Here is a 13,124-nt window from a genome sequence, read left to right on the forward strand (position 1 = left end):
TTAGTTAGTTAGTTAGTTAGTTAGTTAGTTAGTTTTTGAGAACGTTTTTTTTTTTTTTTTTTTTTGATTTTGGCCGGCAATTGTGGAGTTGGGAAAAGAGTGCGGTTGATTTTACCGGCAGATGTATTTTATTGTTATTCGATTGCTTATAGTTTCATAAGATTTGGAAGAACTGGTTCGAGTCCTGTTCCCGCTACTAAAAAACAAGAAACTCTTCTGAGCCCTAACGGGACAATTCTCGAACCATTTTACAGATGATTTAAATAAAATAAATATCAAACAATATTAAATTTTTTGGTTCAAATCCCATAAAGGTCACAATACTTCCAATAAAAATGTTCTATTTATTTTTTTTAAAATGGCAAATCATCAGGTTCAATAAAACTTTCTGGAGGAAGTGATGATGTTGGTAGGGGAAGATTATTAACAATAAATTGATTTAAAATATCATCTCTATCCATGAATAGAATTTGACTACGTTTTGAAGTGTCTAACTTGCCCCCTAGCCAGTTCTTAGCTGATTTGGTTATTTCACCGCCAGCAACTATAAAAGCATGATCCACTAATACTTTTTTACCAATTTCTGGGTCAAAAATTTCGTGACCTAGCATCATTAAAACCTGATTATGAATTTCACTAATATTTGCATTGCTACCCTTAGTCATTCCTGCAGCATCAAGTTTACCTTTTTTTACTTGTATTCCAAAGTATAACCAATGCTGTGTTGGAAGAATAAATTTCATCCAAATATCTTTACCATATTCTAAAGATTTATCCTTATGTCCTGCTACTGAAATTTTATAAAAACCCAATTGTCGAAATAATGGCAACAATATCTCTTCAATTAAATTATCTTCTGAACATTCATCCAGATATTTAATAAGTATTTCACGTCTTTTGGTTTCTGCTGTACTAAATGGTCGATGTGGACTTGCAGAAGGTTTTAAAATTTTTTGTGACGGAATATGTTTAATATAACATTTTTTATCCTCTCCGTAAAAGGCTTCGAAATTTTCTCTAAATAATGCATTATTAAGCTCTTCCAGTGCATTTAATCGTTTTTTATCTTCGTTAAATGAATTAGATTGATCCATGAGCACTTGGATAACTCTACAGAAAGCTTCAGAAGGCATGTCATGACTGTTCGAAGGTTCTTTTAATATTTCACTTAGGACTTCAGCAACCCATTTGGGTCTTGTTGAACCATCATGTACGAATTCGGTATCTGCATCTCCAAAAAATTCCGTTAAATAAAAACTACTTCGATAAGTAAAATATGATATTTGATTATCCTTGATATCTCCACAGATCATTTTTGCAATCTGATTAAGTGTTCGTGCTTTAAATTCCATACCAAGATGTTTTTGTCGTTGAGGCTAAGTTAAGAATTTCATAATACAACTTTGTAGCAAAAAGGAAATGAATCAAAATTAGTAGCACTTTGGATAATCATAAATTAAAAAAAATCTAGTTGATGTAACAATTAGTAATGCTCTTAATATTAGCAAGCTTATCACTTTTTATGCGACCTTGACGGGGCAGAATTCGAACCATCTTTTAGAAGATATTAAATTTTAAATATCATCTCTAATGTATAATAAGCCCCATTAAAAGCCTCAATAGGACAAAACTCAAGCTTTTCTACGATTGCTTAATGTTTTTATGTGGAAAACCAAGTAAAAAGAATCTAGTAAAGATAACTTAATTGAAATAATTTGTTATGATGTTGGAAATAAAAGGGAATACATAAAAATAAAAACCTGAAAATAAAAGTATTATAATGATTTTAGTAAGGTAATTTTCAAAACCATTAAAGTTTATCTTGTGATTTTGAGAATCAATTTTAAAAGGAGTTAGCAAGCCTATAAAGATGTTCAAAAGAAATAATATTATTATTTTTTCAAAAAACGAAAATGTTAAAATTTTATTGAAATAAATATTATCAGTTAGTCTAAGAGAAAATAATATGCAAATCGCAATTGCAATAAATGAAATTGTTGTTAGAATCTGAGCAGATATCAATATATTTCGCCTGTTTATAAAACTCTTATATTTGCTTTCGTCTTCGCTAAAACAAACGTAAGTACAATTTATGTTTAAAATCCTGTCACCCATGATAGTAAAAAGATTGCCGGGTATATTTCTTGTAATAACTCCCTCTTCTGTTTTTTTGTATCGAGTAGCTTTTAGCAAATAAACTCTTTCCAATTTGCTAATGTCATTAGCACAAATATCGTAATCAGCAAAAAAACCAGAATATAAAGTTGTCTCTTCTCCTTTTTCAGACACAAGAATATCGAGATATGTATATTTGACTTTTAGTTTATGATTAAAGTCTGAAGAGAAATGATGCTTGAATTTTAATATTTTACCAGAAAACAAGTAATGCCAATTGTTGCCATAGCGAAAAAATTTCCATTTTGTGTCTACACCAAAAAACAAAATCATTTTACTGGCAAAAAGTCCTATAACTGCTGCGAAAATATAAACTCCTCCAATATAGGGAAGGAAACCATTATAAACAGTACTAGAAAACCCTTTAAATTTGTTTGTTGAACTTAAATCTGATGGCTCTATAACGAAGTTTGAATAAAACTTTTCTATAATTTGGTCAATATCAACATTTTTTTTTCGAAAAAAATTAATAATCAAAATAAAACCTAATGATAAGATAATACCAATGAAAAAAGAATAAATTAAGTTAAGAATAGAACTTATGCTACTAGTAATTTGTTTTGAAAACTCACCATTAAAATAGAATCTTCTCGCTATAAAGCCAGGAAAAACTATAAAAAACAAAATAAAAATAAGAGTACTAAATCCAATAGAAACCTCCATATATTGTTATTTTATTATAACAATATTATGCTGGTTATCGTCATTCGATTGACTTTCTTTAATTGTTTTTAAAACGTTTTTGTAGACAGCATTATTTTCTGTTTCTGCTAAAGCCCAATTATTAGAAGAAACCTTTGTAGTCTCAGCTTCATTATTTATTATTCTAATATCCTCAAGAACAGGGAAGAGTATTTCTTTCCAATTTAGTTTTAGCTTTGTCATTTCTTAGAGTTTTTGATTAAAATAATTAGCAATTAAAATTACCAATAGTTGAAAAGTATGTTTTTAATTGTCGCGCAAATGTATATAAATGTACATAATATATGAATATATAAAATGTTATTTAACACAATTTAAATAAATTATCATCTAATCTTTTAATTATTATGTGCATTTTTACAACACTTAAGAACCTTTTTCTACTTAATTAGAGTTTAATTTGAGCTTAACAAAAGCTCTCATCATTGGATTTGTAAATCTGTAACGTGTATTTATTCCACTTCCGATTTTTGTTAAAACATTCCCTCTGTCTGTACTACAAAATTGCTTTAGATTATAAGAAATTGTTCCGCCAGATACATTTGAACCCGCAATTATATTATAATTTTTAATTATATCCATTTTATTAATACAATTGTAGTTGTCTATTGGCGATTGGGCACATGCAAAAATAATATCTTGCCATTTTTGGGTTCCAACAATCGCTTTTCTGTAAGATGATTTTAATTGCTCATTAGTATTCTCGATCCCTTTTTTTATTGCAATATTTAAATAAACTTGTGAAAATTCAAATTTATTATTTTTAATTATTTCATGTGCGCCATATTTGCACATTAAATGTACATAATGAGGAAAACCAGAAGCAAATTCAATGATTTTTTCTTTAACTTTAATTGATATCTTGATATCTAAAGCTGCTAGACCATTATCGATAATTTCTTCACATTCTTTTTTCGACATCCTAGGCATCTTGACTTGTTTTAAACATCTTTCTAGACTTTGATGATTACCTATCAAAGATTCAATATCATCTGCTATACCAACTAAAACTATTGTAGAATTTGTAATGTTATCTGAAAATGATTTAATTAAATCTGCAAAATCCTCTCTAGTTTTGTCGTTAATAATGTTATCAAATTCGTCAAATATAAATAGAAAAGTATATTGTTTGTAATTATTCAATATTTTAATAATATCAGATTGAAAATTTTCAGATTTAGGATTTAAATAAGTGCCTAAGTTTATAAAATGTTCAATTTCTGAAGGCTTAAATCCTATTCCTTTAGTTGTTGTAGAATGCTGTACTTTACCTAAAGCTTGTAACCAAATATTATTGAATGTATCTTTTCTGTTACATGTTACTATAACTGGAAATAAATTGGTAAAAGATTCTGTCATTTTATTTGCTAAAGAAGTTTTTCCAACTCCTCGCTCTCCAAATAAAATAGCGTGTTGTCCCCTTTCATTAATAGCATCACAAATATTTGATAATTGTTCGATTCTTCCAAAAAAGAAATCTGATGTTGTGATTGGAGAGGATGGAGAAAAAACTTTTGATAAAATACTAAGTCTTTCTTCTTTAGTTTTTGCTAGTGCTTCCATCTAAAATATTTTAAGTGTTTGGTTAGTTAATTTTATTTGATTTTATGATAAAATATAAATTTTACTAATTAATTCTAATTTTGACACAGTATTAAATTGTTGATTAATAACATGTATATAATTAAGTGAAATTTTTAATACTAAAAATCATAAAGCTTTAAAGAAATGAATTGCTTTACTATAGATTTTTTGGAATTTCTATATTTTTTTTATAGTTCTCAATATTAGAGTGATTCCTATATTTATCATAAAGAGACTTAAAATAGAAACAATTTATTAGTAATAAAACAATACTAATTATGATATTTAGAATAAAACTTTTTTTATAATATTCAATAGATTTTTCTATATCCCATTCGTTTATAAACAAAACATAAACAATGATTAAAATCAATACTAAACTTGATATAATACATTCAAAAATGGTTCTTCTACGCCATTTTTTTAATTCACTCTTAACGAAAATTTCTTTTTTATAATTTTCAAAATCTGAAGTGGTTGATATTAAGGCTTTTTTAGTGTTTTCTAATTCTTTATCACTATTCAGGTTTTGCTTTTCAAGCTCTTTTCTGAGATTTAGATATTTATCAGTTTGATTTTTTACAGCTTTAAAAACTGCATCTAATTTTTTAGCTGTTTTTATTTCAATTTCTTTTTGTTTATCTGCTTCATCATTTAATTTTTTGATAAACTCCTCTTTATTTGTATTAGCTAATGAATTCAATTCTTCAATGTCGGTTAACTGCTTATTTGCTATTCTCTTTGCAATTCTAACAATATCATCATCACTAATTTCCTCTTGTGCGTATTTACAAAGATTTTCATCTAATTCTTTTAATACTCGTGATTTAGGTAGATTTTTGTTTAAAGTTAGAGATATTGTAGATGTTAATCCGATATTCACTAAATCATCAGAATCAAACTGTTTGTTAAGTGATGGACTACTTAACCATAAAATGTTAAGTAAATCATCGGCTTTAATTGTTGTGGACTGAAAGCCATTTTTTAGATTAAGGGAATCGCCAAAATATGAACTCGAATTGTTAACAAACCAACAGTTTGCCTTTTCAAATTCCTTTATTGGTTTCACTCTTTTTTTTCTAACATATAAAATTGCTGTTGCATCATGTAAGGCTGATATGTCAGAATTTCTAAATTTTTTTAACTCTTCATATTCAGTCGTAAATTTAGCCTCGTTTGTAATTTTATCATGATGATGTAGTATATTAATTTTAAATTTTGTAAGCTCCCTTGTTATGTTGTCTGAAATTCGTTCTAAATCAGCTTTTGTAATCTTCAGTCTATCACATGCATTATAAACATCTTCAGGATTAATTTTCTTTTGTAGAAAAGATTTGTCAAAATTAAGAGCTTTATTTTTTAATAGATTTTCAGTTTCTTCAATTGTAGCTTTCAATACAGAGATTGTGTAATTATTAGCTTGAGCTACTTTTATCAAAGTTCTACATGTGTGTGTTGATTCAGGTGTATTCAAATCCAAAAGACCTACAATAAAATTTGTATCAAGGAGTAATTCAACTTCTTTTGTGCTAATTTCAGGTTGATACTCAATGAAGCAAGAAATTATAGATCCTAGATATATATCTTGTATTGTTTCGTAAACAGATGCTATTGATTTAAAGAAAGAGATGAATTGGGCTTCATAAGTAAAGTCCTCTCCATTTTTGTCATTTTTATCAGAAAAATATTTTGATAAATTAAATTTATTCTTTTCAATAAATTTAAAGATGTTGTCTGGAAGAATTTCTTTTTCTGAAACTGTTTCAAGAAATTGGATGTAAAGTTTTTCTATTCTTTCAACTTCCTCTTGCTTAGCTGTAAAGACATAATCAAAATCTTCAAAAACGTAAGAATTAATAACGAAACTATCATCTTTATGGACTACGAAATCTGTTTTTTCTGCCGTATTTACCTCCTTACTTATTTCAAATAATATTGTTCTTAGTACTGGAATAGGGAAATCTAATGAATACAATAGGTCTGCTTCAATTTTTATTTCGCTAATATTAGCTCCCTTACAAACACCTTTACTATTTAAATTTGATATGGCTTTTTTTACTAATGGTATGAAAATATTAATTGGTCCTTTTACTAAAGAGCCATTATTTCTAATATGTGAAAGTAAACTGTATGTGATTGCTTTGTTTTTATTTTTCATTTAGTGAGATTGGTAGTTACGCTATATTAGATCAAAAATACCGAGTTTATCCTCTCTGTTTTGATTTAAGAGGATAAGTATTCTTAAATTAACGAAAATATGATAAAAAAACAATTGTTTCACTAAAGTAGTAACTGGAATTATAAACAAGAATTGTGAACAAAGTTTAGATTATATTTCTACAATCTAAAAAAAATTAAATATTCTTATAAATTCTTCTTTTCTTTTTTTGCTTAAACTCTTTTGATACTGAGTTATTTACTTTTTCTCCACGTAGCAGTATATCAGCAAGATTTTCTTTTACATGTACTCTTAATTCAAGATCTTGAAAGTTCTCTAAATTCGCTGAAATTGAGTTTTGATGCTTTCTTTCAAGCGCAAGAATGTTCAAGGCGCAACTTTCTTGAATCCCTTTTGCACTGAATTCCTTTCCGAGACTGCTTCCATTGACAACTGACTGTGTTTTAAAGTCGATAAAAGTAATTCCGTAAAGCTTTCCCTCACTGCTTTTTCTTAAAATAGTATGAATGGATTCATCTTTGAGCCTTTTACATAATCTCTCGACAGAAGTTATTCTTTTATCAAAAAAAGCTTGTCTCAAAGCATTTTTTACACGGCTTTTACAGTATTGCTTTTTTGATTCATTTACCCTGAATTTTTCCTCCAGAAATTTTAAGGTAGGTCTGCTGTAGAATTCGCTGGCTTTTATCGGCACGCCTATCGGTTTCGAATTCTGGTCAAGTATCTTGTAAAGCAGTCCGTTGTTTTTAAAAACTCTCGATTCCTCGCTTCCTCTGTCAGCATGCACATTGTAGAGGTTTAAAACCGCATTGAGTTCAGGCAGGCTTGAATATTTATAGTCAAATAAAACCTTGTTTAAAACTGAATTGATCGCCTTTCTGGACTCTGCTTTTCCGTATTGGACTCTGCCGACATCTATCGGATTTAACGAAAATTGTTCTTCGTGTTTTCTTCCTTCGGCTTTTACAAGCCCGAAGATTTCTTCAATTTCTTTTCGGGCAGGTTCTGATTTTCTAATACCTAACAAATGTAAATCGATTCTTTTCCCGTCTCTCTGAATGTTGTTTGTCACGATATGGCAGTGCGGATGCCCTGCATCATAATGCTGGTATACCAAATAAGGCTGTCTGCCGAATCCCAGTTTTTCCATATAAGTGTCTGCAATTTCAGCCAGTTTTTCTTTCGAATGATTCTCCGAAGGATCAAAGTTTAGCGAGATATGAACTGTATTTCGCTTCGCATTGGTATTGAGTTCTGCCAGTTTTAGAAAGCGGTTTAATTTTGAGGTGAAACTCAGTTTTTCCAGTTCCAGCGGATAATTCACAGCACTTATACATTCCGCTTTTCCGATCGCAACTTTATTTTCGTTGTAATTCAAAATGCCTCTTATGGACGAGCTTGTTTTTATCACTGCAACCATTTTTCTGCTATTTTCTGGGTGTGACCTGAGACCTCTTCCATTTTATCAAAAAGTCTTTTTCTTTGGATCTCGAAGAGATAAAGGTGTCCTTTGAAATCGGGAACTGTTTTGAGCGTGTTTATCTTTCTGGCAATCTGATTAATATTATTGCCGATTGCCCGCAATTCGGAAGTAAGCAAAGCTGTCTCTTCCATCAGTTCGTCTAAAGACTGGTTTCTGTAAGTGGCTACAATTGGTTTGTTGAATAAGTGTTTTCTGATGTGTTCACTTAATTTTCGGCAGGTGCTTGCTCTGAATCTTTTTTCCAGTTCGGCATACTCCAAAGGAGTGAATCGCAGTCCCACGATTCGTGTTCTGTTTGAATTTTCTCTTTTCATCATCTTTCATTTTCATTATTATCAAACTCTTTGCTTTTAAGATTCTCCACCGCCGAGTTCCGAGGCAATGGGTGGCAAGATAGGCGGTTGTTAAACAACCGTTCATCTTGCCATTAGCTTTACGGTTGACTTAAACTTCTTTTAGTATTTTGATTATGTATATTCTTGTAACTTTTTATAATATTAGGTTTAGGGCACTTTACAAATTTTAAAAACGGAATAGATATAGCTTAGATTCGTTTTCATTCGAAACGGATAAAAAGGGCAGCCAAGATAGCGCCAGCAAGTCTGCTGCATGCGCATAACGGATTCCACATTCTTTCCATCCGCCCTTCGGGACTTATAGCACTCCGCATCCTCTAACTGGTGCTTGATCTGTGCTTTCTTTTTTTTCGTTTTTTCTTTTGAAAACAAATTTATTTAAAGGGCGGAGCGGGAGTTAAGGGAAGCAGCTGGAGCAGTATTATTGATTTAGTTTTTATTAAGCATTCATCAATTATTGGCCAGCTGACAATTATTTATTCACTATTAAATTTTAAGGTTATGGAAATTACGGGAAGAGTTATTAGGGATTCGGCAGTAAGAAGAGCGGGAGAGAAAGAGGTTTTGAGTTTTACCATAGCGGTTAATGACCGCTATAAGATTTCGGGAAGTTCCGAGTATAAGGAAGTGACTACTTTTATTAACTGCTCCTATTGGATTGCTATGAAGGCGGGCCAGTGGGTTAAAAAAGGGGCGGTCGTGCTCTTAAGCGGAAGGCTGGGCATTCACGTGTACATCAACAGCGAAGGAAACCCGATCGGGAGCATTGATTTTCATGTCGACAAAATTAGCTTTGCTGCATTTGCAGAAAAAAGCAGTAATAACGTGGATGCTGGAGAAAGCGCTGGAAAAGCGCAGAAGGGAAACGGCAGAACTGCTTTGAAGAATGGGAAAGATAAGGCATTGGAAGAAGTGCCATTTTGAAAAGACATTTAATTTTAAAAGTCAGAAATCATGGCACATCATATTTATTTCAATGAAAATACAGGACGACACAGCTTTTTCAGCGTAAAGGAAAAGCCGTGGCACAATCTCGGGCAGACAGTGGAGGAGTATCCGACAAGCGCCGAGGCGATAGCGCATGCGGGGTTGGATTTCGAGGTGGAGAAAAGAAGGCTATTTACGCCTTCTGCTCCAATTGTTACGCAGGACTTTATAGATGCGGGCAGGCTGGATATTCCAGATTACTGCAGTACGGTGCGGACTGACACCGATACTGTGCTGGGAGTGGTGGGCAAGGATTACCATATCGTACAGAACAGGGATGCCTTTTCTTTTTTTGACAGCATAGTGGGCGGTGACGGGATTTTATACGAAACCGCTGGCGCTTTAGGGAATGGTGAGCGAATTTTCATTACGGCAAAGCTTCCTGACTACATCCGCGTGGGAAAAGATGATATGATTGAAAAGTATCTTTTCCTCACGACCTCTCATGACGGGAGCGGGAGCATTACGGCAGCTTTTACGCCGATACGAATCGTATGCGCCAATACCCTTAACGCTGCCATGCAGTCTAAAAGTAATACGGTGCGCATCCGCCACACGTCAAATGCTAAAGACCGCTTAGAGCAGGCGCATAAAGTTATGGGGATATCGGACACCTTGTCCAGCAGTCTGGAGGCAGTTTTCAATTATTGGACAAAGGCGCGCATATCCGATAAAGAGGTTAAAAAACTGATCCAGCATGCTATGGCTCCCAGTAGGGAAGTGCTTAAAAAGCTGCAGGAAGGACGCAAAGAAGAGCTCTCTGCCTGTTTCAATAACATGGTGGATAATGCGTACGAATATGCGATGGCTCATCCTACCCAACAGACAGCCACTACTAAAGGGACAGTATTTGGCGCCTACAATGCCGTGACGGGCTATTTTCAGAATGTTAGAAAATATAAGGACGATGAGGCAAAACTTTCTTCCATTTTAATGGGAGGAACGGCGCAGCTTCGCGGTCAGGCAGCATTTAACTTATGCCTTGACTTTGCTGTTAAAAGGTTTAGCTCCTATATAGTGCAGAATTAAGGCTTTTTCAGATTGTGGATACAGGCGGTTATGAACAGCCTGTATCCTTATGCCGGTTGCGCTGCAAATCGCAGATTTGCAGCGCGTTTTATTTTAGAAAGTTATTATAGTTAATTTTTCAGTTTTTGTTATGACTAGCAACCTTGGTTTATTTAGCTCTACAGCTATTTAGAAAACAGTGCTTATTTGTTTTTCCAAAATAGAAGCCTGTTTTTTACAACTGTTGTGGGAAAAGTACGATGTAATTTTGAAGATATATTTAATTCTGTTAGTCACTAGCAGCAATAAAACTTCAGATTATGATCTCACACAACAAAATAAAAAGAAACGCAGTAGACGTTATCGGTCTTTTATATATTCTGCTTTTTGTTTATGCAGCGTCAAGTAAAATGCTTGATTTTGAAAACTTTCAGATACAGCTTGGACAATCCCCGCTAATAAGTGCATTTGCTTCATGGGCGGCACCTTCAGTGCTTGCTCTTGAATTTTTAACTGCTCTTTTATTGATGATTCCAAAATTTAGAATGGCAGCCTTATTTTTGGCGCTCAGCCTAATGAGCCTCTTTACAGTCTATATCTTTATTATTTTAAATTACAGTTCATTTGTGCCATGCTCGTGCGGAGGAATATTAGAGAAAATGAGCTGGACAAGCCATCTGATTTTTAACATGATATTTGTTCTGCTGGCAGGGCTGGGTATTGTGTTGAACCATAATACAGACAGGACCTATAAATCACGAAAAAAAACATTTTCAGTTCTATTAAAAATGATATTTACTGTCGGAAGCAGCGCAGTGATGATAATCATTCTGTTTTTATGCTCGGAAAGCATCATGCATTTTGAGAACCCCTTCATAAGACGCTATCCCCAGCATCCTGCTATGTTTGAGAGCCAGCTGGACTTAAAATACAATTCCTACTACTTTGCAGGGCAGTCGCACGGACGGATTTATCTGGGAAATTATACCGCGCCCCTGCATCTAAAATCGGCAGATGGGCGTCTGCTAAGCTTGAAAGCGGAGAAAATCACTTTTGATGCTAAAGGGATTCCTTTCCAAAAGCCTATAGTGTCTGTGCAGGAATCTTTTTTCTTCCTAAAAGACGGCACCGTGCCTGCGATTTTCAGGGGAAATACTTCAGACTGGAAAATTAACCATCAGATAAAAGGGATGCCTTACTTTACGCAGCTGGTGCATATGGACAGCATTGCGGCCGGATTCAGATCCAATGACGGGAAGAATCTGGCGCATATTTTAGGCGTTTTCAGCGAGAACGCCAGACCGCCTGTCAAGTATAGCGGCGAGCTTCTCCAAAAGCAGATTGATGGGGTATTTGATACCGACGGGATGCTGCTTTACAGCGAGCAGCTGCAGAGGCTGGTATATGTTTATTTTTACAGAAACGAATTTATCATAGCCGCTAAAAACGGAGAGCTCATCAGAAGAGGCAACACCATTGACACCGTTTCAAAAGCAAAGATAAAAGTAGCCTACCTCAAAGGGAAAAAAGAGCGGACGATGAATGCGCCACCGCTGATTGTAAATGCCAATGCTGCAGTCTGCGGGAATCTGCTCTTTATCAATTCAAAGATCAAGGGGAAGTTCGAGGACAGCAAGCTCTGGGAGCAGGCTTCTGTAATAGATGTTTATGACATGTCAAAAAGCATGTATCTGATGAGCTTTCCGATTTATAATCTGCAGGACCATAAGATGGGCAGCTTTTTCGTCACAAAGGACCGCTTCTTTGCGCTGATCGGAAACAGTCTTGTGGCCTATAGATTTAGGGACATATTGAAAAAAGAATTTAGAAATGGCGGTTTTGTGCAGAACTGACATTTTAAGATATACCGGCCAGTATCAGGAAACAGATCGAAAACCTGTAGAAAAAAGTAGATCAGAGTTTAATCTAATATTTATATTATGAAAACGCTATTTTTTAAAAATGGAATTGCGGCAGCAGCAGTTGTTGCAGCAATTACGGGAGCTTTTGCGACTTCGTCACAGAATGCTTCAAAGAGTTTTGCCCCTAGAGTCGGCTTTACGCTGAATGCCCAGGGCGAGTGTAATATGGCGGTGGCCTGTGACGACAATCCGTCACTGTTTATCTGCCGTGTAGGCACCTCGGGACCGATTGCATACGGCAAGAATCCTCAGGGGCAGTGCGTCGAATCGCTTTGGCGCCCGCAGTAACAGCCTTTAGTTAGGCGCTCTACCGTTCCGGATTTCCGGAGCGGTATTGCAAATAAGACCATCTGAATTTTTAATTGGAAACAGCGGCATCATTTTGCATGCCGCAATTAAAAAAGATAAAATTATGAAGAGGATTATTTTAAAAAAACGTCTGCCGCTTTTAGCCGTAGTGCTTGCCGTAACGGGCGCTTTTGCCTGTTCGGCGCATCGGAATAGTGAAAACCGCCGAGCTCCGGCTGTAGGGTACACTTTAGATGCGCAGGGCGAATGCAGCATTGCCGTTGCCTGCAATGACACTCCCAGCGCTTTTATCTGCAGATTGGGCGGATCAAGCGGCCCAATTGCCTATGGCAAGAATCCGCAGGGCAGATGCGTGGAAACGCTTTGGCGACCTTTTTAGTGAGCCCTAAGAAAGCAAAGCCGTTCTGATTGAACGGCTT

Annotated in this window: 12 protein-coding genes; 5 read left to right on the plus strand and 7 right to left on the minus strand. The window is 34.2% G+C overall.

Annotated elements, in window-relative coordinates; all coding sequences use genetic code 11:
- Positions 1–353 precede the first annotated feature (353 nt).
- The 7 genes from BLP44_RS13905 to BLP44_RS13935 form a co-directional block, all read right to left on the minus strand.
- Positions 354–1,352: a hypothetical protein gene (locus BLP44_RS13905; protein WP_091133754.1), complete on the minus strand. Its 999-nt coding sequence runs from the start codon at positions 1,350–1,352 to the stop codon at positions 354–356.
- Between the two features lie 349 nt (positions 1,353–1,701).
- Positions 1,702–2,838, minus strand: coding sequence for a hypothetical protein (locus BLP44_RS13910; protein ID WP_091133756.1), 1,137 nt, complete (start codon positions 2,836–2,838; stop codon positions 1,702–1,704).
- A 6-nt stretch (positions 2,839–2,844) separates the two neighbouring features.
- Entirely contained in the window at positions 2,845–3,060 is a 216-nt protein-coding gene (locus BLP44_RS13915; protein ID WP_091133758.1) for a hypothetical protein, read from the minus strand.
- Between the two features lie 201 nt (positions 3,061–3,261).
- A complete protein-coding gene (locus BLP44_RS13920; RefSeq protein ID WP_091133760.1) occupies positions 3,262–4,440 on the minus strand; it encodes an ATP-binding protein in 1,179 nt (392 codons plus the stop codon).
- Positions 4,441–4,618: 178 nt separating this feature from the next.
- Positions 4,619–6,619, minus strand: a complete 2,001-nt coding sequence (locus BLP44_RS13925) for a synaptonemal complex protein 1 (RefSeq protein ID WP_091133762.1) — start codon at positions 6,617–6,619, stop codon at positions 4,619–4,621.
- Positions 6,620–6,815: 196 nt separating this feature from the next.
- On the minus strand, positions 6,816–8,060 hold the full coding sequence (locus BLP44_RS13930) for a relaxase/mobilization nuclease domain-containing protein (protein WP_091133764.1): 1,245 nt from the start codon (positions 8,058–8,060) through the stop codon (positions 6,816–6,818).
- Positions 8,048–8,440 carry a plasmid mobilization protein gene (locus BLP44_RS13935; protein WP_091133766.1) on the minus strand — a complete coding sequence of 131 codons (393 nt, stop codon included), beginning with the start codon at positions 8,438–8,440 and terminating at the stop codon, positions 8,048–8,050. The genes BLP44_RS13930 and BLP44_RS13935 overlap by 13 nt, the downstream gene beginning before the upstream one ends.
- A gap of 540 nt (positions 8,441–8,980) precedes the next feature.
- On the opposite strand from BLP44_RS13935, the gene BLP44_RS13940 reads away from it, so the two are divergent.
- From BLP44_RS13940 to BLP44_RS13960, 5 genes are all read left to right on the plus strand, one after another.
- Positions 8,981–9,403: a single-stranded DNA-binding protein gene (locus BLP44_RS13940; protein ID WP_091133769.1), complete on the plus strand. Its 423-nt coding sequence runs from the start codon at positions 8,981–8,983 to the stop codon at positions 9,401–9,403.
- Between the two features lie 30 nt (positions 9,404–9,433).
- Positions 9,434–10,495, plus strand: a complete 1,062-nt coding sequence (locus BLP44_RS13945) for a DUF932 domain-containing protein (protein WP_091133771.1) — start codon at positions 9,434–9,436, stop codon at positions 10,493–10,495.
- Positions 10,496–10,794: 299 nt separating this feature from the next.
- Entirely contained in the window at positions 10,795–12,327 is a 1,533-nt protein-coding gene (locus BLP44_RS13950; RefSeq protein ID WP_091133773.1) for a MauE/DoxX family redox-associated membrane protein, read from the plus strand.
- Between the two features lie 87 nt (positions 12,328–12,414).
- A complete protein-coding gene (locus BLP44_RS13955; protein WP_091133775.1) occupies positions 12,415–12,684 on the plus strand; it encodes a DUF6520 family protein in 270 nt (89 codons plus the stop codon).
- A 124-nt stretch (positions 12,685–12,808) separates the two neighbouring features.
- Entirely contained in the window at positions 12,809–13,084 is a 276-nt protein-coding gene (locus tag BLP44_RS13960; protein WP_139159203.1) for a DUF6520 family protein, read from the plus strand.
- The last annotated feature ends 40 nt before the right edge of the window (positions 13,085–13,124 follow it).

Source organism: Flavobacterium anhuiense, from assembly GCF_900101855.1.
Lineage (GTDB): Bacteria > Bacteroidota > Bacteroidia > Flavobacteriales > Flavobacteriaceae > Flavobacterium > Flavobacterium anhuiense.